This window comes from Paucibacter sp. DJ2R-2, assembly GCF_025717675.1.
GTDB lineage: Bacteria > Pseudomonadota > Gammaproteobacteria > Burkholderiales > Burkholderiaceae_C > Paucibacter_A.
This window is the reverse complement of record NZ_JAJIRT010000004.1, coordinates 342192-363864: the sequence shown is the minus strand read 5'-3', so window position 1 is coordinate 363864 and position 21673 is coordinate 342192. Positions and strand designations below refer to the sequence as shown.

Sequence of the window (21673 nt, the reverse complement as noted above, 5' to 3'; positions counted from 1 at the left end):
AATAGCGCCATGAGCAGCAGCCCTTTCCGCATCAGCAGCAAGCTCCAGGACCAGGACCTGGACGTCATCCACCGCTACCTCAGCGAACAGGCGCCCTGGTGCCTGGGCATTCCCAAGGCGACGCTGGCGCAGGCGCTGGCCCATTCTTTGTGCTTCGGGGCGTTTCTGGACGGCGCCCAGGTCGGCTTTGCCCGGGTGGTCACCGACCGCACGACCTTTGCCTACCTCTGCGATGTCTTCGTGCTGCCCGAGCAGCAGGGCCGCGCTTGCAGTCGGGCGCTGATGGACGCCGTGATGGCCCACCCCGACCTCCAGACCTTGCGTCGCTTTCTGCTGGCCACCAGCACGGCCGCAGGCCTGTACGCCAAGTACGGCTTCACGCCGTCCGCCAAGCCGCAGGCCTTCATGGAGCGCCTGGATCCCGAGATCTACAGCCGGGCCGTTTGAGCTGAGTGACCATGCGCGACACGCCTTTGCAATTCAAGTCTGACTCCTTGTCCTGCCGCGAACTGGATGCCGGCGACATTCCGGCCGTGCAAGCTTTTCTCGACGCCAACCCCGAGTATTTCTGGACTGTCGGTGACGAGGCGCCGCGACCTGACGAAGCGCAGCAGGAGTTTGACGAACTGCCGCCGCCCGAGCTCAGCTACCGGCGCGTGCGTCATTTCGGCATTTACGCCGAGGGCGAGGCCGCGATGGTCGGCTACGGCAGCTTGCTGGAGGACATGGTGGCGGAAGGCGTCTGCCACCTCGGCCTCTTCATCATCGCCACCGCCCGCCACGGCCAGGGCGATGCGGCGCGGGCCTACCAGGGCCTGGAGGACTGGGCGCGCCGCGCCGGTGCGCGCTGGATGCGCCTCGGGGTGGTGGTCGGCAATCAGCGCGGCGAGCGCTTCTGGCAGCGCCAGGGCTTTGTCGAGTTGCGCCGCCGCGAGGGCGTTCCGGCCGGGCGCCGCATCAACAGCCTGCGCGTGCTGCTCAAGCCCTTGGCGGCCGGGCTGGAGCGCGACAGCGAAATCCAGGACTACTTGGCACGTGTGGCACGCGACCGGCCCGAGCCCTGATTCCCCACCGCTGCGGCTCTGTTAGATTGGCAGGCAAGAACTTCCAGGTTCAAGGCAGTAAAAAGGAAAAGGGTCAGGCATTGTGGGTGGTGGGCAAACTCGGTGGGCCACCTGGGCCCTGTGTCTGGCCTTGCTGGCAGCCAGCGCTCAGGCGCGCGAGTTCAAGGTTGACCTGATCCAGTTCGACCCTTGGGCCAAAAGGAACCCAGACCCGACAGCGGCCGAGCCGAATGTCGGCATCATCGTCGACCTGCTGCGCGAGTTCGAGCGCCGCAGCGGCCACAGCACCATTCAGACCCTGACGCCCTACGCCCGTGTCGAGCGAGACCTCGAAGTGGGCGATTGCGATTTTTCCATCATGGCCTGGGGCGATGCGCGCGCCGCCTATGCCAACCGGGGCACAGCCTTCGTGCCTCTTGACTTTGGCGTGCGCGCGCGCAAAGGCGTGCGGATTCGCAGTTATGAGGACCTGAAGAAGATCATCGTCGGCGCGCCGCGTGGCCTCAAGGTCGACCCGCGTTTCGACGTCGACCCCGAGATCCGCAAGGACCTGGTGCTCGACTACACCCTGGCCATCCGCAAGGCCGTGGCCGACCGCGATGCCATGGCCGTTGCGGGTTCCCTGTCCACCATCGGCCACATCATCCACAAGCTCAAGCTCGAGGCCGAGTTCGGCGATGTGCTGGTGCTCAACACCACCTATCTGACCGTGGCCTTCTCGAAGAAGTCCAGCCAGCTGGGGGCCGAAGCCCAGGTCAACGCGGTCTTCAAGACCATGGTCGACGACGGCACGGCCAAGCGCATCTACGAGCGCTGGATGTTCCCGCCCGACTGAAGCTTCTCAGGGGTGGGGCGGGATGTTGGCGCGCCGGCAGCGTTCGATATCGCAGGCCGTGGGCAGCACCGAGCGGTACTCGCCGAAGGCCTTGAGCAGGGCCCGGTCGGCCACCAGGCATTCGCCGCCCTTGCCGTCGCTGTAGTAGGACGTGACGTCGATGCAGCGGCGCGAATGCGCCATCAGGCCGAAGAAGTGGCCCATCTCATGCGACACCACCATCTGCAGGGTCTGTTCGGCCGGGTAATTGGGTTTGCGCTCGCGCAGCAGGGCGAACATGGCCGGGTTCATGGCCAGGCTGCGCCGGCTCAGATTGGCCAGGCCGAAATTGCCGGCGCTGCCGATCTCGCTCCACTGCACGAAGACGCCGCCCGGCGGCAGGGCCTGGCCGGGCTGCAGCAGACTGACCCGGCTGGCCACGCCGCAGCGCGACCAGCTGTGCGCCGCCCGCTCCAGCGTGGCCAGCACCTGTGCCGGCGTGAACCAGGCCGGCGCGCCGGCATGCGAATAGGCCAGCAGCAGAGGTGAGGCCAGGGCGGGTCGGTCCTGGCCATCGCCCCAGGTGACGATGTCCTCGGGCCGGCATTGCTGGATCTCCTGTTCGCGCAGCGCCAGGTCGGGCCCGGCCCAGCACAGGCCGGAAGCCGCCAGCAGCAGCCCCAGCAGGGGCAGGCGTCTCAGGTCTCGCAAGCGCTGCCCCCGGTCGACGCCGGCAGCGCCGCGCTGCCCTGCAGCTGCACGCCGTAGCGCTCCGCCGTCATGTGTGCCAGGATGGACAGAGCGATCTCGGGCGGCGTGCGTGCGCCGATGTGCAGGCCGACCGGGCCATGCAGGCGCGCCAGCTGCTCGGGCTGCAGGCCGAAATGCTCGGCCAGGCGGGCCCGGCGCTTGCTCTGGTTGACGCGCGAGCCGATGGCGCCAATGTAGAAGGCCGGCCCGCGCAAGGCTTCCATCAGGGCCAGGTCGTCGAGCTTGGGGTCGTGGGTCAGGGCGACGATGGCGGTGTGGCCGTCGGGTCGCAAGGCCTGCACCACATCGTCGGGCATGTCGCGCGTCAGCGTCGTGCCTGGCACGGCGAAGCCCTCCATGTACTCGGCACGCGGGTCGCAGATCAGCACCTGGTAGTCCAGACCCAGGGCCATCTGCGCCAGGTACTGGCTCATCTGGCCGGCGCCGATGATGAGCAGGCGCCATTGCGGGCCATGGTGGCTGCGCAGTTCCTGCTCGCTCAGCTGCAGGGCATCGGCACTGGAGTCGGGCGCCAGCAGCTCGACCTGGCCGCTGCGCCGGTCGAGCCGGCGCTGCACGCGTTCGCCGCGGTCCAGGCGGGCCAGCAGTTCGTCGATCTGAGAATCGGCATGGAGCGGTTCCAGCAGGAGTTCGAGCGTGCCGCCGCAGGGCAGGCCGAAGCGCGTGGCCTCTTCGGCGCCGACGCCGTAGCGCAAGAGTTCGGGCGCGGCCAGCTGCAAGGCGCCCTCGCGCAGGCGGGCGACCAGATCGTCCTCGATGCAGCCGCCCGAGACGGAGCCGGCGATCTGCCCGTCATCGCGCACCGCCACCAAGGAGCCCACCGGTCGCGGTGCCGAGCCCCAGGTGCGGGTGATGGTGCCCAGCACCACGCCCCGGCCCTCGTGGCGCCAGGCGCTCACCTGGCGCAAGATTTGCAGATCGACGTTGTCCATGGGGCGATGGTAAATGCCGCAGGGCGGGCCCGCGGCGCACAATGGCTTCTGCTCTTGCACCAGGCTTATGCCATGACCGAACCGACCCCCTCAGAGAAAGCAGCCCCGGCCCAGCCTCAGCCGCGCTGGTACGAGGCTTTGCTGGCTTGGTATCTGGGCTGGTTGGGCCGCATCTTCACCGGCAAGCTGTGACGCGGCGCGGCCGCTGCACACTCACTTGCTGGTCTTCATCGGCGCGATGCCGCCGCAGTCGCCGCTCAGCCAGCGGCCCTGGCTCTGGACCGACATGGTTTCGGTCTTGCCGCCGGCGCGGCTGACGGTGCTCATGCTGGAGCTGTAGGCTTCGGGGCTGCTCAGGGTGGTCGTGCCCTCGCCGCTGAGCTCGGGCTCGCTGCAGCTGAAGCGGTTCAGGATCTGTGCGCCCTTGCGTTCCAACTGGTGCTTGCAATTGCCCTGGCTGGAGACCGGCAGCTGATTGAGCGCCGCCTGTTCGGCCGTGATGCAGACCTTGAGCGTCATGGCGCCGGTGGCCAGGTTGGCGTTGACCCCCGCCTTGGCCATCATCTCTTCCATCATCTTGCGCTGCTCAGCCGGCATCTGCGCCAGCTGCTGCTGGGCCTGGGCCATGGCCGCCTGGCGCTCGGGGCTGAGCTGGGGGTTCATCTTGATTTCCCACAGGCCCGGTTTGATGTTTTGGGCTTGGGCCAGCGCGCTGCCGGCCAGCAAGAGGGCTGCAAACAGCAGCTGAGGGGAGGTGCGTGTCTTCAAGGGCTTCATGCGCGGCTCCTGGGCCCGGCGGGGCCATGGCTGGGGAACGGCCAGTGTAGCCAGCCGTCTGCCACGGTGCCGATCAGAGCAGGCCCCCATGCAAGCGGTCGCGCAGCCGCGGCGTGGCCAGCTCCACCGGCGCCAGCAGCAGGGGCCAGAGCTTGGCGCCGAGCTCGCGCCGGAACATGCCGAAGTGGCCGATGGCTCGGAGGCCCAGCTGGCGTGGGTCCAGGGTGTGGCGCTGCAGCTTGGCACTGCTGAACTGCCGACCCAGCTGGTCGACCGCCGGGCCGGGGCCGAACAAGGTGTCGTCCGTCACATTCCACAAATGCACCGGGCCGGTGAAGCGGTGGTAGCCCAGATCGGCCTGCACGGCCGGGTCGCTGAAAAGGTAGCCCCGGCGGCGGCCCCAGCGTGCCCATTGCAGCGCCGCGCCCTTGGGCAGGTTCTGCGCCCGGCCGCCCAGCACCCAGCCCGGCGCATGGCCAAACAGATGGCTCAAGGTCGGCAGCAGGGCGTGAAAGAACAGCGCAGCCTTGGCTTTTTGCAGGCCAGCCCAGTAACGGAAGTCAGCAGCTTGGGCGGCCACGCCCAGCACCGCGTCCAGCTGCTCGAAGCCGGGCGCCAGCCCGATGGCCTGGCCACCAAAGGAGTGTCCGATGGCCAGCACGCCCAGTGGCTGGCCTTGCGCCCGCTGCTCGCGTTGGCGCCGGTGTTCGATGGCACGCAGGGCGGCGGCCATGTCCAGCTGTGCCCATTCGCGCAGGCCGGCGCGTTCATCCCGCACCGAGCCTTGCAGATTGCGGCCGATGCCGCGGTAGTCGTAGCTGAGCACGGCATAGCCGCGGCCGGCCAGCCATTCGGCAAAGCCACGGTAGAAGGGGCTGGCCACGGCCATGGCCGGGCTGATCAGGGCCAGGGCGCGCACCGGGCCGGCCGGCTCCTGCCAGCTGGCGTGCAGCAGGCGGCCGTCGGCGCAGCGCAGGTACACGGCTTGGGCCGGGGGCAGGGGGGTGGCGCGGGCGGGGCTGTTCATGGGCGGGCTCGGTTCTTGGGGCGAAAGGTGGCGTGGGGTGGTCCGGCGTGGTGTGAGGTGGCGCGGTGTGGAATCGCGTGGAACTGCGTGGAACTGCGTGGAAAAAAGTGCCGGCCAATGGAAAACTCTGGGGCCCAGTCTAGATTGGCAACAATCGCGCGACTAGACTGCGTAGGTTCGACACATTGGTGCTGATTCATTGACAAAGACCGCGAAACCCAAGGCCCCCAGGCTGTCCCTGAGCCGCCGCACGGCGGCCGACCAGGCCCTGGACGCCAATGCCCTGGAGTTGTTCGCCCGCATTGCCCAGGCCGGCAGCTTTGCCCGCGCGGCGCGCGAGCTGGGGCTGACGCGGGCGGCCGTCAGCCGCCGGGTGGCGGCCATCGAGTCCGCCGTCGGCCTGGCCCTGTTCGCCCGCAGCACGCGCAGCCTGGGCCTGACCGAGGCCGGCCGACGCCTGCAGGCGCGCGCCCGGGTGGTGCTGGAGGCCACCGAAGGCGCCCGCCTGGCTCTGCGCAGCGAGCGCGACCAGCTCGGCGGCACCTTGCGCATCAGCGCGCCGCCGGTCTTCGGCATCCATGTGCTGGCGCCGCTGCTGGCGCGTTTCCAGGCCTTGCACCCGGCCTTGCGCTACGAGTTGCTGTTCACCTATCGGCGTGTCGACCTGCTGGCCGAGGGCGTGGACTTGGCCTTGCGCGCCACCGCCCGCCCGCCCGAGGACTGGGTGGCCCAGCCCCTGCTGCGCTACGCCGTGCGCGCCTATGCAGCGGCCGGCAGCGTGCCGCTAGCCGGGCCGCAGGCGCTGGTGGGGCTGAACTGCCTGCTGGTCGGCCAGCATGAGGACAACACGAGCCTGAGCTGGCTGCACGAGCCCAGCGGCGAGCGCCTGACACTGACGGAGCTGCGCGCCGGCGCCTGGGGCAATGATCTCGACGCTTTGATGGCCATGGCCCGCCACGGTGCCGGCGTGGTGCTCTGCCCCGACTTCTGCGTGGCGCCGGGCAGCGGCCTGGTCGAGCTGCTGCCTGGCTGGCGCCTTGATGTTCTGGAAGGCGAATGGATCCAGGCCCTGACCCTGCCCATGCCGGCCGGCTCGGAGACAGCGCGGGCCCTGGTGCGCTTCATGCGGGAGGTTTTGCAGTTGGAATCAGGGGGCGGGGAAAGCGGGGCTTCGTCCCTTAGGGCCAATGAGCCGGCATAAATTGCAAGGCCCTGGCGGCCTTCTCGTGCGTACAGCGCATGTCAGTGGCTAGTGAGGCGCAGCCGGCGGCTGTGGTCGGACCGGGTCAATGTCCAGGAGTGTGTGGACCGCTAGGTACCAAATGCCGACGCCGAGCACGCTGCCCAAGGCGGCACACAGGACGAGCGCGCGTGCAAGGTCGCCCAGCCACAGCCAGACACCCAAGAGCAGAAGCAGCTCGACCACTGCGGCCAGTAGCAGGGCACGAAGTCTGACGGCCGCGATATTGCTGGTGAGCACCCTGCGGCAATGATGGCAAGTGAATCAGGTAGAGCGCAAAGCCCAGAGGGCAATTGGGCCTTGGCAGACCGGGCAGCGGAACACACCGGGCTTCATCGCGTCTTCTTGCTGTCGTTCAAGCGGCCTCGCCACAGGCGAACGAAGAGGCCGAGGGCAATGATGGCAAGAATCACAGCGAGAAGGAATTGACCCAGTGCGGCGGCCACTGCGGCTGAGGACACGAGGCCAAAGCGGACCAGCGCTCCCATCGCCTGGCCCGATGCGTCGATCCAGCGAAAGAGTCCGCCGCGCTTGGGTTGCATTGGTGCCCTAGTGAAATCGTCCGACAGTCCGAAAAGCACAGCCGCACCCGCCTGTCGGCGTGAGAGGGCTGCGACGGATCAGAATGACTGGGCGCATCGTTGAAGTGGGATTGGTGCGCGGAGCTTTCTGCGCCTTGCTGCGATTGTGCTGCTGGTTTTAATCGTTACTGAATCCGGGTTTGTCCGCCCCAGCTCTTGTGAGCTTCTTGATGCCGGAGACTTTCAATCCACAACCAGCGTGTATGTGACGGCCTGCATCAGGCTGGGAAGTGTCCCGCCAAAGATGCTCTCTTGTCTGCCGCGGCTCCGAGGCTTCAGCCAGGATGGGGTCTACACGATGTAGTTGACCGGTGGAAAGAGCAGCTACTTGCCACTCGGGACCTGGCAGTTTGGAATGGCCCGATAAGGGCTTTATGGCGTACGCGTGAGACTCAGGTGCCGCTGCCGAAGCTTCTTGCTTGAGCACTGCAGTGCCTCGAATGAGCCGCTGAATTTCGGCGTTCGTGCCACGCGATTGGCGCTGCAAAAGCAGCAGTTTAAGGACGCTACTTCCCGCCTTTTGCGGGAAGCAAAGCCTGACACGTGCTCAGTTCATTCGCGACTCAGACCTGAGATCCTGCCATCGCTCTTCAGCCTCGCGCCGGCCGAACCCGCCCGGCTGCCTTGGCGCCCAGCAGCACGGCCGCCAGCCCCATCAGCAGCAGCCCCAGCAACTCAGCGCCCAGCTGAGGCCTTGATCGAGCTTCTGCACTGAACTGCGGTTGCGGGTCGAAGTCTTGGCTGCCGAAGCGCCGGTCATTGAACACATAGGGGTAGAAGAAGGCGCGCAACCGGCCGTGAAATTCAGCGATGCGGTCCTGGTAGGCCAGCTGCGCTTGAAGATCGGTTTCGGCCTGGCGGTGCAGCGCGGCCTGTACGCCAACACCGGGCAGCAGCCAGCCCAGGCGCGAGGTCCAGTGCTGGCGCGCGAGCAGGCCCTCGCGATAGGCCGCCACCTGCGTCGCCACGCTTTCGTCGCCGAGTTGCTGGAAGGCGTAGTACCACTTCCAGTGAAAGCCCTTGGGCAGCGGCGCCGTGTCTTTCCACTCGGGGTGGCTGCGAAAGAACTTCTCCATGGTGGCTTCGGGCGGCAGATCCCAAGCGCCGTGCACGGCCTGGCGCTGCGCCAGCATCAGCTCCACACCTTGATTCACCGGCACGGCACGCGTCAGCGCTGCGTTGGCGAGGGTGGGAAGGATGAGCGTCAGCAGCGCCCAGCAGCCCATCAGCGTCATCGCATGGGCGGCGGAGCTGGCCTTGCGCGTCGCGACGATCAGCGCCAACCCGGTCCAGAAGGCGAGGTAGGCCGCTGCACTGAGCAGGACGACCGCCAGCGCGGCCACCGGCGTGCCGCTGCTCAGCGCGCCGGCGAGCACCGGCAGCATGAGGCAGACCCAGACCAGCCCGCTGCGCACACCCGCGCGGCGCAGCCACAGCCGCCGGCCGGCGCCGGCCATGGCCAGCAAGGTATCGAGGCGGCCCGACTGGCGCTCGCCTGAAACCAGGTCGTACAAGAGCGCGATCACGAAGAGCGGCGCCAGATACACCAGCACGAAAGCAAAGTCGAAGCGCCCGGCCAGTGCCAGTTCGGGGTTGGCGCTTTCGCCCTCATGCAACTGCGCTTGCAGCGCCAGGGTCCGCACGCGCAGCACATAGGGCGCGGCGTCGCGCAGGCCCAGCGCGAGAAAGGCGGTGGGTGAGGGCGGGTCCCAGGTCTTGTGAAAGGTGTAGTAGGCGGCCGAGCCGGCATCGCCGCCCTGCGTGTACTTGCGCGCTTGTGCGGCCAGTTCCTGCTGCTGCAGCTCGGCCAGCTCTGCGATGGTCTGCTGCTGGTGCCTGACTTCGCGCAGGCCCGACAGCACGGCCAGGGCCGACAGCAAGAACAGCAGGGCCAGCGCCATCAGCGCCAGTCGCGAGCGCAGCAGCAGACGCCATTCATGGGCAAACCAGTTCATCGCGTGATCCTCCCCAGACGGCGCGCGGCCAGCGCCAACACCGCCGCCAGGCCCGCCAGCCAGAGCAGCAGCACGCCCGCAGCAGGCGCCGCGCGGCGCAGCGCCTCGCGGGGCGCTGCGGCTTCGTAGTGAAAGTCGGCCATGCCCTGCCAGTGCTCGGCACTGATGCGGCTGTCGCGACTGGAGCGGTCGCTGGCATAGCTGAGCTTCTCGGCCTGCAGCCGGTTGAGTTCCTGCACCAGCCGGTAGCGATGGCGCTCGGCCTGCTCGACAAAGCGGCGGTAGTTGTCCAAATCGGTGCCGGCTGCCGCCATGGACAGACGGCGCAGCGCAATCACCGGGCTCAGCCAGGCGAAGCGGTCGACCCATTGCAGTTGCGCGGCCTGGCGCTCGAAGCTGGCCGTGGCGTAGCGCAGGAACAATGCGCTGGTGAGCCGCTCGCCCTCCATGCCCAGCAGGCCTTTGTAGTTGACCGGCAGGTCTTCCACGCGGCCGACGCCGTACTGCGCGAGCACCTTCTTCTTGAACTCAGCGAAGTAGGGGTCGTTGGCGTTGTGGCTGTCGCCCAGCGACGCCAGATCGCGCGTCACGGCGATGTCGGTCTCGAAGCGCGTCGGCAGCGGCAGTGCGGCAGTGGCCAACTCGGGGGCCAGGCGCGGCAGCAGCACGACGCTGATCACCCAGAGCGCGAGCAGGGCCACCAGGGCGTCGCGGGCGCGGGCGAACCAGGCCGACAGTGCGACGATGCCCAGCGCCCAGATCAGCAGCCACAGGCCGTAGCCCGCGGCCAGCAGGGCCGCTAGGCTGAAAGGCGCCGTTGTTGCGAGCCCGATCCACAGCAGCGCCAGCAAGGCCGGCAGCATGGCCAGGGTGGCCACGGCGCTCAGTGCCAGCACCTTGCCCGCGACGATCTGCCGCGGCGCAATGCCTTGCGCGAGCAGCACGCGCAAGGTGCCCGACTCGCGCTCCCGCGCCAGCGATCCATGGCCGATGAAGATCAGCAACAGAGGTGCCAGCACCTGCAGCACAAAGGCCGGCGTGAGCTGGCCAAAGCGCAGCAGCAGAGAAGACTGCCGCACATCGCCGAAGTTAGCACTGTTCTGCCGGTGCCCTTCAAGATAGAGCGTGTGGCCGGTGTAGGCGTCCACGCCCGAGTCGAAGGCGGCCAGCGGGTTCAGCGGCCGGAACACGAAGTGCCCGTAATGCACCATCCGGTGCGGGTGCCGCTCGGGCTGGGCCTCGAACTCGTGATCCACCTGCGCCTGGTGGCGGCTGCGCTGGGCATCGGCGCTGTGGCGCTGATCCCAGGCGGTGAAGGCGGCCACGGCCGTCAGCAAGAGCAGCAGGGTCAGGCCCAGCACGGCCACGCGGTCGCGCCGCAGCAGGCGCCATTCCTCGCGGGCAATGCGCAGCACCGCGCTCATCGCCGCGCCTCCTGGCCGGCGTAGCGCCGGTGCAGGGCGCGCACATCGAAATGCTCCTCACCGGTGTGGCTGGTGGCCGCGACCTCCTCGATCAGGCGCCCGCCTTCGATGAAGCCGATGCGATCGGCCACATCGGCCGCGCTGAGCAGGTCATGCGTCACCATCAACACCGCCACACCTTGCGCGCGCAGCAGCCCGAGCAGGCGGCTGAACTCGCTGGTGGCTTGCGGGTCCAGGCCAGAGGTGGGCTCGTCCAGCAAGAGCGCCGGCACCTGGCGCGCCAGCGCCAAAGCAATCGACACCTTTTGCCGCATGCCTTTGGAGAAGCCCGAGATGCGCCGCCCATGCGCGGCGGCGTCCAGGCCGGCGGCCGTCAGCGCGGCGTCGATGGCCGCCACACCCGCAGGCTGGCCCGCGAGGTGCAGCAGATAGGCGACGTTTTCGCGCGCGCTGAGGTGCTCGTAGAGCGCGACGTTCTCGGGGATGTAGGCGAGCTGGCGCCGGGCTGCGCTCGGATCCGCCATGGGGTCGATGCCGTTCACCCGCACCTGCCCGCTGCTGGCCTGAACAAAGCCCAGGAAGAGGCTCAGCGTGGTGGTCTTGCCGGCGCCGTTGGCGCCCAGCAAGGCGTAGATCTCACCGGCCCCGACCCGCAGGTCCAGGCCGTGCAAGATGGTGCTGGCGCCATAGCCGGCGATCACGCCGCGCGCTTCGAGGGCGGGCCGGCGTGGGGCCGTGGCGTGCGGCAAGGGAGCTTCGCGAAACTCCGTGGTGGCGGTCACTGGCATGGTGTGCATATGCTGGGCCTCAGAACTTGGCCTGCAGGCCCACAGTGGCGCTGCGCGCCGTGCCCGGTGCCACCCAGAGGCGGCTGTAGGAGCTGGTGTAGTAGTGGGTGTCGAACAGGTTGTCGATGTCGAGCGTCAGGCGCAGCTTGGGCTGGATGCGCCAGTAGGTGACCAGCTTGGCCGTGGTGTAGGCCGGCAGCTCGAAGGCTGGCGTGCCGGCCTTGGCCTCGGCCTGCGTGCGCGCTTGACCCAGCCGCGCGCCCATGTGCGTGAACCCGCCGCCGATGCTGAAGCGCTGGCCGTTGGCCAAGGCGCTCTCGTAGACCGCCAGCACACTGCCATTGACCTTGGGCACGTTGAGCAGGCGCCCGCCGACTTCCAGGCTGTTGTCTTGGGTGATCTCGACGTCGTTGAGCACCAGGCTGGCGTTCAAACGCCAGTTCGCGCTCAGCTGCCCGGCCAGGTCGAACTCGAGGCCGCGGCTGCGGATCTCGCCCGCCGCCACGGAGAAGCCCGCGTTCACCGGGTCGGCGGTCAACACATTGCGTTTGCGGATGTCGAAGAACGCTGCGGTGGCGCCGATGCGCCGGTCCGCACTCTCCCACTTGCTGCCCAGCTCGAGCGCGCGGCCGGTCTCTGGCTCGAAGCCCTGCGAGGCGAAGTCCGAGCCGACATTGGGTCGGAAGGAGCGGCCGGCGTTGGCATACACGGTCCATTGCGTCGTTGGCAGCCAGGAGAGGCCGACACGGGGCGAGCTCGACGAGGGCTGCTGGCGTGCGGTGCTGTCCTTGATCCGGTTGTGCAGCGACTGGCGGTAGTCATCGAAACGAAGGCCGGCCACCAGACGCCACTCGGGCGCGAGCTTGACGGCGTCCTGCAGGTAAAGCGCGGTATTGCGCTGGCGCTCCAGCGTGTCGGTGTTGGGCAGGGGCAGCGGCTGGGCCTGGCCGTAGACCGGGTTCTGGATGTCGATGGCGTAGGCCTGCGTGGCCGTCGGGTTCACGCGCCGCATCACCGAGTCCATGCGAAAGCGAAAGCTCTCCAGCCCGAGCAGCACTTCATGCTCGATGGCGCCGGTCTTGAGATGGCCTTGCAGCTCGGCTTGCAGCGCGGCGTCTTCCGAGCCGTAGTCGCGGAAGCGCCGCTGGCGCGTGAGCGTGGTCTTGTCGGGGCGCAGCGCGGTGGCCTCGGTCGAGAAGCCTTCCATCGAAGTTTCGCGGTAGGACAGGCCGAAGCGGCTGCGCCAATCGGCATTCCACTCATGCGACAGGATGAGCTGGTGGGTCTGGTTCTTGACCGTCACCTCGCCATCGGCCGGCTCGCCCAGGAAGCGGTCGCGGCTGATGGCGCCCAAGCGGTTGTCGACTGCAACGACGCCCCGGTCCAGCGGGCTGGCATGCCGCAAGAGCTCGCCCACGTAGTCCAGCTGGGTGGCCTGGCCAAGTCGCCAGCTAAAGGCCGGTGCGAGCACTTCGCGCTTGGCGCTGATGTGATCGCGGAAGCTGTCGCGGTCTTCCACGGCCAGGTTGAGTCGGTAGGCGAGGTTCTCGCCGATGGGCCCGGTGCTGTCCAGGGCGCCGCGCCGCAGGCCATAGCTGCCCAGATAGGCCTCGACGGAATGGGCCGCACTCCAGCGCGGGCGTTTGGAGACGATGTTCAGCGTCCCGCCCGGCTCGCTGCTGCCGTAAAGCGCGGCAGCCGTGCCCTTGAGAAACTCGATCCGCTCCACGCCGGCCAGATCGCGCGGTGCATTGAAGCCGCGGTTCGAGGAGAAGCCGTTCAGCAGCGTGGCCATGCCGGTGTTCTCGTTGCCGGGTAGGCCCCGGATGGCGATGTTGTCCCAGAGGCCGCCGAAGCTGTTCTGGCGCGAGACGCCGCCGACGTAGTCGAGCACATCGTCGAGCTTGGTGGCACCGAGGTCATCGATCGCCTGGCGTGTGACGATGCGCACCGATTGCGGCAGCTCCCGCAAGGCGAGATCGGTCTTGGCCCCGGCCGCTTCGGCCGCGTGATACGCGCCGGACTCCGTGCGCCCGACCAGCTCGACCGCGGGCAGCTGTGCCGCCTCGGTGCCGGTCTTGGCGGGCTCGGCGCTCACAGGTCCGGTGTACAGGGCGGCCACAGCGAGAGACAGCGGCAGAAGGGGAAGCATGGGAAGAACGGCAAGGCGCGCGCCGGGCGCGGAGCGGGGTGTGGAAAGCATGAGGAGAAACTCGGAAAGACGAACGACGACGCCGAGCCGCCAGCTGGACGCCGGGGCACGGAACTGTGTGATGAGGTCTAGCGCTCCGCCAGGACGGCGGGCTTCAGCAGGCGGGCGGGTCGCGCGAGGCGAAGGGCCAATGGCCGGGGCTGGGGACGAAGCCCCGTGCCGGCTGCGGCCGTGGCAGCTCGTCCAACCAGGCCGGCGTGTGCGGAGGGGCAGACGCTGTCAGCCCGACGCCCAGATCGGCATAGGCAAAGCACCAGGCGCAAGCGCCTTCGAGGGCTTTGCCGTGTGCGGCTCCGTCGGCCGATGGGTCCGCTGCCGAGGTCGAGGCCGAGGCCGACAGCGTCGCCACGGCAGCGAGCGTCTGCCGCAGATGCGAGCCTTCGTGGGCTGGCCTCCCGGCGGCCGCGTTGAACAACACGGCCAGCATGAGAAAGCGGACCAGCAGCTGGCGCAGGGGCAAGCACTGACCGCGAATCATCGAAGTCAGGTGCGCGCCAAGGTCCATGCTTTGGGTGGCCAAGCGTCCCCCATCAAGTCGGCGCATGCCGACCCGCCGGGGCCTTGCTCTTGCCCGACGCCTTCTTCGGCGCGGCGCAGTCGCTGCAGCGGCCGTACAGCGTCAGCTCATGCCGCTCGACCTGGAAGCCGGCCGGCGCCAGCCCGGACAGATCGCCGGGGCAGGCGTGCACATCAAACACACGCATGCACTGGGTGCACTGGAAGTGGTGGTGGTGCTCATGGCGGGCGGATTCATAGCGCGGGCTGTTGCCCGGCAAGGACACGGCGCTGATCTCGCCGGCATCGAGCAGCGCCTTGATATTGCGGTAGACCGTGGCCAGCGACAAGGCCGGCACCTCCAGCTGAGACGCTTCCAGCACCTCTTGCGGCGACAACGGTCGCCCCGCGGCGTCGATGACGGCGCGCAGGGCGGTGCGTTGGCGGGTGGATCGTTCCATGGGCTGGATGAGGCGTGGCAAGCATGGGTGCTTGCCGCATTATTGCAAATGAATTCTCATTTGCGATGAATGGGCATGCGTCTGGTTGAATCCAAGCCCAGCCAAGCCATCCCGGGCCGGCGGTGAAGCCTCACGGCGCTGGAAGGCCAGAGTCAGTCCCAGGTGCGAGGCCCCGGCATTCGCAATGAGGGTCAGGTCCTGCCCTGAAGTTCTACGTGGCTCCGTTCCGAACCCGCCTGGCCCAGATGTCAGGAGTCCGGCGGGCCTGAAACGAATGAGGCCCGAACGTGGCATGCCGATGCGGGCTCGGTCACGAGGCAGCCGAAGCCGCACGCGCTGCGGGGACCCCGGCGCCTTTGAAGAGGAGCCAGGCCCCGAGCGATACCTCGTACACAAACATGGGCAGCATGCCCACATAGAAGAAGTCGCTGGTGCTGGGGGACAAGATGATCCCAAAGGAGTAGGCGGCCAGGAGCAGGGAGGCGAAGACGCCCCAGGCTGCAAGAGGCTTGGGAACGTAGCCCGAGCGCAGCAAAAGCAGGGCAAAGACCGCCGAGCCCAGGCCCAGAGGTATGAATCCGAGGCTGAGGCCCGTCATCTGCGCGCGAATCGCGAAACCGACGAGCCCATGCAGCTGGGCGGTGTCGAAGCCGCGCGTGTACTCACCGCCACCCAGCAGGGAGAGTGCGACGATCCCGAGACCGACCGCCGAGAAGTGCACGCTCAGTTCAATCAGGCGGAAGAACACGGCAAGGACGGCCAGTCGCCCGCCCACGGGTCGGAGCAACTGGTACAGCGCCCACACGAGGACGACCACACCGGTGAAGGTCAGCAGGTCGGTCACCAAGCCCATGCGGAAGAGCTGATTGGCCTCAATCAGGTTTCTGGCCGTTTCTGCGGCGCTTTCGCTGACCAGCGTGGAGCCGCGTACATAGGCTTCCCCGAACAGGGCGCTCGCGACCGTGAGGAGATACATCGCCCCGGCGATGCGTGCGAAATGCGTTCTTCTGTCCGATTCGGTCTGCGATGCAGAGCTGGCTGACATATCTGGCTCCCGGCTGTGGTGTGCTGCCCAAGGAGGCTGTCCAAGACACCGAACTTCCAGCCACTACCCTGGATCGGCACGATCACCCACCGATGGCATCGATTTGCCGCAGCCATCGGCAGCTTGGGATGTGTGAGTCGTTGTTCTCAGCGCCCGAGCGCGATTGTGCCGCTTACTGAAAGCGTTATCGAAAGTCAGGTTTCCGAGACTCCGCCCCCGGTGCGCAGGCCGCCCGGATGCCGCAAATCCATGCATCCGGGCTTTGATCGGTCAGTGCGTGCCGCACGCCCCTCAATAGACGTCGACCTTGACCTTGTCCACCGTGTACTTGCCGCCGCTGTAATAGCCCTTGGTCGAGGCGTCGCGGGTGAAACGCAGCTTGATGGCCGGCGCGCCGCTCGGGTAGGCCGGGCCGCTGCTGTAGACCGGTTTGGGGGCGGTGCCGATATTGCTGGTCGGCGTTTGATCGACCACGCGGGTCAGTGACTTCGAAGTCTCGTAGGCCGCGAAGATGTCGGGCGAGTCGTAGAAGCTCGTGTAATAGCGGCTGCTGATCAGCGCTTTGCTGCTGGTGACGACCTTGCTGGCGTAGTTGTAGCGGTCGCCTGCGCTCAGCAGGCTCACGCGCAGGCCGCTGACCTTGTAGTAGGTGCCGGTCTGCACGCTGGCGCCGGCCGTGTCGACCACGGTCAAGGTGCCGGCGCCGTAAACCTGTGCGGTCTGTGCGGCAGTGTCCACGAGCACGCCGGTGTTCTCGTCCACCCCGAGGCCTTGCTGGATGCCCATATGGCGCAGCGCCGAAACCAGGCGACCGAGGCGCCCGGAGCGGGCGTCGAAGTGGGTGTCGCTCAGCAGCGTGGCGGGCAAGAAGCCCAGGCCCTTCATGGTGCCGCCGTTCTCGAAGTAGCGCAGTGCGCTGCTGCCGTCGCGGGTGTCACCCAGGGTGAGGTAGTCGGTGACCGCGCGGTCATGCAGATTGGCGCCGTAGTAGAGGTAGCCGTAGCTGATGCCGGCGGCGTGCATCTTGACGTTCATGGCGTGGTTGCCCGCCGAGTCGCCGGCCATGACGATGGCGCCGTTGCCATTGCTCCAGCGGCTGCGCAGCGCCGCGGCCAGCGGCGTGTCGCTGCCGTCGTCGTTGAGCAAGGTGCGCGAAACCTTGGCCTGGTCGCCGCCCACCACCCAGATCGCATCGGCCTGGTTGAGGATGGCGATATTGGCCTGGCCTTCGGGTGTGCTGGCGCTGCTGTGCGCCGCGCGGTTGTCGATGTGCGCGGTGATGAACTTGGGCGAGAAGCCGTGGGTCTGGAAGAGGTTGTAGTAGCCGCGCTTGAGCGAGCTGGTGCTGGTGGCGGGGATGTCGTTGGTGAAGGCGTCCAGGCCCTCGGCGTAGCTGGCTTTGGAGGCGGTGATGACGGCGATGCGCGGGCAGACCGTGGTGGCCCAGTCGCTGCCGCAGTTGGCGGTGCTGGTGATGAGCGGCGTGAACGCCGAGTCGCGCCCGGTGGCTTTGCGCAGGCCTTGCACAAACAGGCTGGTGTTGGCGTCGTCATAGCCGCCGCCCGACAGGAAAACCTTGCCGGCCTGCGCCGGCGCGCAGGCCAGGCCGAGGTGGGTGCACAGGGCGAGAGTGAGGAGTCGCAATTTCATCGGGCGTGGCATCCAGTTGGGTTGGCGTGAGGGGCGCCCGCGAACTGCTGCGTGGCGTGATGCCAATCTAGCGCCGCGCCTGCCTGCCGCCCAGATGGCGACTTGCGGCCTTGCGACCCGATCTTGCGAGCCTGTGACGGCCTGCGGGAATGTCCTGTCGGGGTTGACCCCAGAAGCGCGCGCTTTTTTCTTCAGGCCGCCCGCATTCGCACGGTGCTCAGGAGCCCGCGCGGTCTTCACACGAAGTTTGCTCCGTGCTTTGGTTTTGTCCGGCAGGACGCATCCAAGGGCGAGCGCTTTGCGTATGTGAAGTCGCCAACTCCTCCTAAGCCGAACCCCAGCGTGACCATGTCCAAACTCAGCCCAATGACCCGCAGAAGACCGGACATGCGCCGGCTGCTTCAGCCGATGGCGGCCCTGGCTTGCCTGTGCCTGCAAGCCTCTGCCGCGCTGGGTCAATCCGCCCCGGCCGGCGCGGGCCCCGACGCCCCCGCCGTCACCGTCGATGCAGAACAACTGGACCGTGTCGAGGTGGCGGGCCGCCACTACGACAACGCCATCGGCAGCTCCGATGCGGCCTCGCAGGGCGTCATCCGCGCCGAGTTGCTGAAGAGCCGCCCCGCGCTGCGCCCGGGCGAGTTGCTGGAGTTCATCCCTGGGCTGATCGTCACCCAGCATTCGGGTGACGGCAAGGCCAACCAGTACTTCCTGCGTGGCTTCAACCTCGACCATGGCACGGACTTCGCCACCTCCGTCAACGGCTTGCCGGTCAATATGCCGACACACGGCCATGGCCAGGGCTACTCGGACTTGAACTTCCTCATGCCCGAGTTGGTCGACCGAATCGAATACCGCAAAGGCCCGTACTTTGCCCAGAACGCCGACTTCGCCTCTGCCGGTTCGACCGATATCGCCTACCGCAGCCGACTGGATGCTCCATTCGCCGCCATCTCGCTCGGCGGCCATGGCTATCGCCGGGCCATCGCCGCCGGGTCCACAGATCTGGGCGGCAGCCTGCATCTACTCGCGGGTGTCGAGCTGCAAGGCAATGACGGCCCCTGGACGGTGCCTGAAGGCCTGCGCAAGAGTAACGGCCTGCTCACCCTCAGCAACGGCACAGCTGCCCGCGGCTGGAGCGCGAGCTTGATGGGCTACGCGGCGCGCTGGACCTCGACCGACCAGATCCCTGAGCGGCTGCTCGGCGCCGGCCGCGATCCGGGCCAAGCCTTCGGCCGTTTCGACTCGCTCGACCCGAGCGACGGCGGCAAGACGCATCGCAACAGCCTCTCCGGCGAGTGGCATGAGAGCACGGAGTCCGGCGCCACGCGCGTCGCTGCCTACCTCATCGACTACCAGCTCCAGCTGTTCTCCAACTTCAGCTACGCCTTGGAGCGGCCCGACGAGGGTGACCAGTTCTCGCAACAGGACCGTCGACAGGTCTATGGCTTCAGCGCGAGCCGCGCGGTCGAGCACCACATCGGCTCGCTGCCTGCGCGTTCCGAAGTCGGCCTGCAGCTGCGTCAGGACCGCATCCGCGTGGGCTTGTTCGACACGGTCCAGCGGCAGCTCATGCGCACCACCCGCGACGACAAGGTCCGCGAAGGCCTGTATGGCTTCTATGCGCAGACCGCGCTTGAAGTGACGCCCTGGCTGCGCACCGTGCTGGGCCTGCGCGCCGATGCGGCCCACTTCTCGGTGGACAGCCTGGCCCATGCCGCCAACTCGGGCCGCAGCCGCGACCACCTGGTTTCGCCGAAGCTGAGCCTGATCGCCGGGCCGTGGGCGAAGACCGAGTTTTTCTTCAACGCCGGTCGTGGTTTCCACAGCAACGACGCCCGCGGCACCACGGCCACCGTCGATCCCAAGACCGGGGCCGCCGTTGAAAAGGTGCCCGGCTTGGTCGCCTCACGCGGCATGGAGCTGGGCGCCCGCAGCGAGTGGATCCCGGGCCTGCAGAGTTCGCTCGCCCTGTGGACGCTGGACTTCAACTCTGAACTGGTCTACGTGGGCGACGCCGGCGCCACCGAACCGACCCGACCCAGCACACGCCGCGGCATCGAATGGAACAACCGCTGGATTCCGCTGCCCTGGCTGCTGGTCGATGCCGACTTGGCCTGGACCCATGCCCGCTTCTCGGATGCCGACCCGGTCGGCCCTCGCATTCCCAATGCGGTCGACAAGGTCGGTTCGGTGGCCGTGACGGTGCGCGAGCTGGGGCCGTGGTCGGCCAGCGTCCAGTGGCGCTACCTTGGCTCCGGCCCACTGACAGAAGACAACAGCGTGCGCTCGCGTTCGTCCTTGACGACCAACCTTCGCATCAGTCGCCAGCTTGGCCGCTGGCTGGGAAGCCGTGCCGAGCTGAGCATGGATGTGTTCAATCTGCTGGACCGCAAGCTCAACGACATCGAGTATCACTACGAGTCGCAGTTGCCGGGCGAGCCGGCACCGGTGGCCGACCGACACATCCATCCGGCCGAGCCGCGCGCCTTCCGCTTCACGCTGAGGATGTCGTTCTGAACTTGGAATGCTTGCGGCTTCGTTCAGGCGAGTCAGGCGCTTGCTGCCCTGCAGGCTCGCAAACCAGCTCCGAATCGACACAGGCAATTCGAAGGCTGATATGCCTCAGCGCCGGTGCTGAGGGTCAGGTCTTGCCTTGAAACTGAAGGCCTGACCCCGGCCCTGCGGCACCGTGTTTGACCCCTGCCCCGGCACTACGTGCGACGACACAAAACTTCAAGGCCCGTCGAGCGCGTTCCAGCCGTCGCTCACCAGATACAGGCCGAGCAAAAACACCACCCAAGCCGTCGCCTCGTTGGCATTGCGGGACAGAAATGCCTCCACCTTGGTCAAGATGGGCGCGACATGCTCGTGGAGAAAAAGTCGCGCCGCCAGCAGCAGCAATGCTGGAGCGATCATCACCAGGCAATAGCCGAACAGCACCGCAGCGCGCCCCGCCAGCGACAACTCCGATGCGATCAAGACGCCGATCGCAGCCAGATACGGGATCATCGATGCCGCCTCGATGACGGCTGCCGTCAAGGCCAGCACGATGACCGCACCGACGGGGGCCGATGCATCGGATGCACGCTCCCGCATCCGCATGTGCAGGCTGGGTCCGTGACGGGCCAGTTTTTCCGCGCGGCGGGCCTCGCGACGCTCCTTGCCCGCTTGGGTCCAAGGTTCCATCAGCACACCGAGCACCATCAGCCCGATACCGGCAATCCATTGAGCGACCCGTAGCGCTTGCATGTTTTCCGTCTTCTGCAAAGAGTCGAGCAGCGACGAAGCTCCGAGTAGCAAGGCAATCCCCAGCAGCAGATAGAACGCGGCCACCGTGCCAAGGAACAAGAGAATCCGCCCCGGTCTCGGGCGGACGGGAGCCAACATCAACCACAGGGGGATGAGCAAGGTGCCGAAGCTGGTGCTATCGATCAGCGCCAGTACGGCCAGCGGGGCGAGCAGTTCGAAGTTCAACGCGAGTCGCCCGTCAACGCGTCTGCTAGCGCCTGAACTACACGGTCATCTTGGTCGGTGAAAGCAACAAACATGAATCGCTTCAAAGCAGAGTCTCCTTTTTTTGGCAAACAACAGAACTCAACTCGTGTTTCTTGCAAGCAGCCCAATCGACTGGAGGCGAGCGAAGGTTGCCTCAATCAAACTACTGCTTTCGCTGCTCGGATCTGAGTACACGATCGCGCAAGTACGGCCAGGTCACAGCCCCTACCGGAAAGTACCTCACGGGCACCCAGCCAGTGACTGCAACATAGAAGAAAAGAAGGCTCATATAGGCAAAGAGCAGCGACCCAAGCAAGTCCTCTGAGAGGCCTGGCAGTGAAACTGTTTGACCTTGAAGCACCCGCTGTACAAGCACAAGGATTGCGAAGGCCACGCAAGCAAGATACAGAAGCGCTAGGAATCTGATCCACAGAGCAACCTTGATGGGCTTGTTCGGGTGTGACATGGAACTCTCCAATCTGCGGTTGGTCCGCAAGGTGCAAAAACTACTTCAACGTTGAATCTAAGCGGCACGTGACCGGAACGATGCCGAAGGGCCAGAATGATATGAGGCTCGAAGGCGGAGTGCAGTTGCGGGTCCGGTTGAGATACAGCTTAGGCTTCATCTGGCACGACCCACTGCACTACCCATTGCCAAGCTTGCTCCTTTGCAACTTCAACCGTTTCACACTCATCGCCCCATATGGCGCACTTGATATCAGGATGGAACACGGTCCAGATGTACATGCCTGGCGTAGTGCTTCGGCCAATTTGCACCGTCACGGATCGATCCGATCTGAAATGGTGACAGTCGTCCTTAGCGTTCGTTCTCTCGTGAATCAGCGGCATGGATGAAGCCAAACGTAGAGTTAACCGGCGAGCGGCGGCATGCGGCCAGGCCCGCGAGGGGCATGATGTACCTGGAGGGCTCCCGGGCCAGGC

The 21673-nt window shown here is 66.9% G+C and carries 19 protein-coding genes; 5 read left to right on the top strand and 14 right to left on the bottom strand.

The window, feature by feature from the left end; translation table 11 throughout:
- The first annotated feature begins 9 nt into the window (after window positions 1-9).
- From LNV28_RS12945 to LNV28_RS12935, 3 genes are all read left to right on the top strand, one after another.
- Complete coding sequence (locus LNV28_RS12945) at window positions 10-447, top strand: GNAT family N-acetyltransferase (protein WP_263517956.1); 438 nt, start codon at window positions 10-12, stop codon at window positions 445-447.
- 11 nt (window positions 448-458) lie between these two features.
- The gene (locus LNV28_RS12940) at window positions 459-1064 is read left to right on the top strand and encodes a GNAT family N-acetyltransferase (RefSeq protein ID WP_263517955.1); all 606 of its coding nucleotides are present in this window, start codon (window positions 459-461) and stop codon (window positions 1062-1064) included.
- 130 nt (window positions 1065-1194) lie between these two features.
- A complete protein-coding gene (locus LNV28_RS12935) occupies window positions 1195-1899 on the top strand; it encodes a transporter substrate-binding domain-containing protein (protein WP_263517954.1) in 705 nt (234 codons plus the stop codon).
- Between the two features lie 6 nt (window positions 1900-1905).
- On the opposite strand, the gene LNV28_RS12930 is transcribed toward LNV28_RS12935, so the two are convergent.
- The 4 genes from LNV28_RS12930 to LNV28_RS12915 all read right to left on the bottom strand — a co-directional run bounded on the left by LNV28_RS12930 (window position 1906) and on the right by LNV28_RS12915 (window position 5385).
- Window positions 1906-2589, bottom strand: a complete 684-nt coding sequence (locus LNV28_RS12930; RefSeq protein WP_263517953.1) for a hypothetical protein — start codon at window positions 2587-2589, stop codon at window positions 1906-1908.
- A complete protein-coding gene (locus tag LNV28_RS12925) occupies window positions 2577-3581 on the bottom strand; it encodes an XdhC family protein (RefSeq protein ID WP_263517952.1) in 1005 nt (334 codons plus the stop codon). Before LNV28_RS12925 ends, LNV28_RS12930 begins: the two co-directional genes overlap by 13 nt.
- A 213-nt stretch (window positions 3582-3794) precedes the next feature.
- Window positions 3795-4358, bottom strand: a complete 564-nt coding sequence (locus tag LNV28_RS12920; RefSeq protein ID WP_263517951.1) for a DUF3617 domain-containing protein — start codon at window positions 4356-4358, stop codon at window positions 3795-3797.
- 73 nt (window positions 4359-4431) lie between these two features.
- The gene (locus tag LNV28_RS12915) at window positions 4432-5385 is read right to left on the bottom strand and encodes an alpha/beta hydrolase family protein (protein ID WP_263517950.1); all 954 of its coding nucleotides are present in this window, start codon (window positions 5383-5385) and stop codon (window positions 4432-4434) included.
- 199 nt (window positions 5386-5584) lie between these two features.
- On the opposite strand from LNV28_RS12915, the gene LNV28_RS12910 reads away from it, so the two are divergent.
- A complete protein-coding gene (locus LNV28_RS12910) occupies window positions 5585-6586 on the top strand; it encodes a LysR family transcriptional regulator (protein ID WP_263517949.1) in 1002 nt (333 codons plus the stop codon).
- Window positions 6587-6957: 371 nt separating this feature from the next.
- Here LNV28_RS12910 and LNV28_RS12905 read toward each other — a convergent pair whose 3' ends face one another.
- The 9 genes from LNV28_RS12905 to LNV28_RS12865 all read right to left on the bottom strand — a co-directional run bounded on the left by LNV28_RS12905 (window position 6958) and on the right by LNV28_RS12865 (window position 17236).
- Window positions 6958-7167, bottom strand: a complete 210-nt coding sequence (locus LNV28_RS12905; protein ID WP_263517948.1) for a hypothetical protein — start codon at window positions 7165-7167, stop codon at window positions 6958-6960.
- 629 nt (window positions 7168-7796) lie between these two features.
- Window positions 7797-9161: an ABC transporter permease gene (locus tag LNV28_RS12900; RefSeq protein ID WP_263517947.1), complete on the bottom strand. Its 1365-nt coding sequence runs from the start codon at window positions 9159-9161 to the stop codon at window positions 7797-7799.
- The gene (locus LNV28_RS12895; RefSeq protein ID WP_263517946.1) at window positions 9158-10585 is read right to left on the bottom strand and encodes an ABC transporter permease; all 1428 of its coding nucleotides are present in this window, start codon (window positions 10583-10585) and stop codon (window positions 9158-9160) included. The genes LNV28_RS12900 and LNV28_RS12895 overlap by 4 nt, the downstream gene beginning before the upstream one ends.
- Window positions 10582-11373: an ABC transporter ATP-binding protein gene (locus LNV28_RS12890; protein ID WP_263517945.1), complete on the bottom strand. Its 792-nt coding sequence runs from the start codon at window positions 11371-11373 to the stop codon at window positions 10582-10584. The genes LNV28_RS12895 and LNV28_RS12890 overlap by 4 nt, the downstream gene beginning before the upstream one ends.
- Window positions 11374-11392: 19 nt before the next feature.
- A complete protein-coding gene (locus LNV28_RS12885; protein WP_263517944.1) occupies window positions 11393-13525 on the bottom strand; it encodes a TonB-dependent siderophore receptor in 2133 nt (710 codons plus the stop codon).
- 154 nt (window positions 13526-13679) lie between these two features.
- Window positions 13680-14105: a DUF2946 family protein gene (locus LNV28_RS12880; RefSeq protein ID WP_263517943.1), complete on the bottom strand. Its 426-nt coding sequence runs from the start codon at window positions 14103-14105 to the stop codon at window positions 13680-13682.
- A 10-nt stretch (window positions 14106-14115) separates the two neighbouring features.
- Window positions 14116-14541 (bottom strand): Fur family transcriptional regulator, encoded by a 426-nt coding sequence (locus LNV28_RS12875; protein ID WP_263517942.1) that lies wholly within the window; start codon window positions 14539-14541, stop codon window positions 14116-14118.
- A 310-nt stretch (window positions 14542-14851) separates the two neighbouring features.
- Window positions 14852-15586, bottom strand: a complete 735-nt coding sequence (locus LNV28_RS12870) for a DUF4386 domain-containing protein (protein WP_263517941.1) — start codon at window positions 15584-15586, stop codon at window positions 14852-14854.
- Between the two features lie 291 nt (window positions 15587-15877).
- Window positions 15878-17236 (bottom strand): cyanophycinase, encoded by a 1359-nt coding sequence (locus LNV28_RS12865; protein WP_263517940.1) that lies wholly within the window; start codon window positions 17234-17236, stop codon window positions 15878-15880.
- A 387-nt stretch (window positions 17237-17623) separates the two neighbouring features.
- On the opposite strand from LNV28_RS12865, the gene LNV28_RS12860 reads away from it, so the two are divergent.
- On the top strand, window positions 17624-19753 hold the full coding sequence (locus LNV28_RS12860; protein WP_263517939.1) for a TonB-dependent receptor: 2130 nt from the start codon (window positions 17624-17626) through the stop codon (window positions 19751-19753).
- 216 nt (window positions 19754-19969) lie between these two features.
- On the opposite strand, the gene LNV28_RS12855 is transcribed toward LNV28_RS12860, so the two are convergent.
- A complete protein-coding gene (locus tag LNV28_RS12855; RefSeq protein ID WP_263517938.1) occupies window positions 19970-20710 on the bottom strand; it encodes a GAP family protein in 741 nt (246 codons plus the stop codon).
- Between the last annotated feature and the right edge of the window lie 963 nt (window positions 20711-21673).

Coding starts and splice junctions, on each gene's coding strand:
- LNV28_RS12860 (WP_263517939.1), top strand. CDS start 17,624: ATGCGCCGGCTGCTTCAGCCGATGGCGGCCCTGGCTTGCCTGTGCCTG.
- LNV28_RS12915 (WP_263517950.1), bottom strand. CDS start 5,385: ATGAACAGCCCCGCCCGCGCCACCCCCCTGCCCCCGGCCCAAGCCGTG.
- LNV28_RS12885 (WP_263517944.1), bottom strand. CDS start 13,525: ATGCTTCCCCTTCTGCCGCTGTCTCTCGCTGTGGCCGCCCTGTACACC.
- LNV28_RS12870 (WP_263517941.1), bottom strand. CDS start 15,586: ATGTCAGCCAGCTCTGCATCGCAGACCGAATCGGACAGAAGAACGCAT.
- LNV28_RS12895 (WP_263517946.1), bottom strand. CDS start 10,585: ATGAGCGCGGTGCTGCGCATTGCCCGCGAGGAATGGCGCCTGCTGCGG.
- LNV28_RS12905 (WP_263517948.1), bottom strand. CDS start 7,167: ATGCAACCCAAGCGCGGCGGACTCTTTCGCTGGATCGACGCATCGGGC.
- LNV28_RS12865 (WP_263517940.1), bottom strand. CDS start 17,236: ATGAAATTGCGACTCCTCACTCTCGCCCTGTGCACCCACCTCGGCCTG.
- LNV28_RS12940 (WP_263517955.1), top strand. CDS start 459: ATGCGCGACACGCCTTTGCAATTCAAGTCTGACTCCTTGTCCTGCCGC.
- LNV28_RS12875 (WP_263517942.1), bottom strand. CDS start 14,541: ATGGAACGATCCACCCGCCAACGCACCGCCCTGCGCGCCGTCATCGAC.
- LNV28_RS12890 (WP_263517945.1), bottom strand. CDS start 11,373: ATGCCAGTGACCGCCACCACGGAGTTTCGCGAAGCTCCCTTGCCGCAC.
- LNV28_RS12945 (WP_263517956.1), top strand. CDS start 10: ATGAGCAGCAGCCCTTTCCGCATCAGCAGCAAGCTCCAGGACCAGGAC.
- LNV28_RS12920 (WP_263517951.1), bottom strand. CDS start 4,358: ATGAAGCCCTTGAAGACACGCACCTCCCCTCAGCTGCTGTTTGCAGCC.
- LNV28_RS12925 (WP_263517952.1), bottom strand. CDS start 3,581: ATGGACAACGTCGATCTGCAAATCTTGCGCCAGGTGAGCGCCTGGCGC.
- LNV28_RS12900 (WP_263517947.1), bottom strand. CDS start 9,161: ATGAACTGGTTTGCCCATGAATGGCGTCTGCTGCTGCGCTCGCGACTG.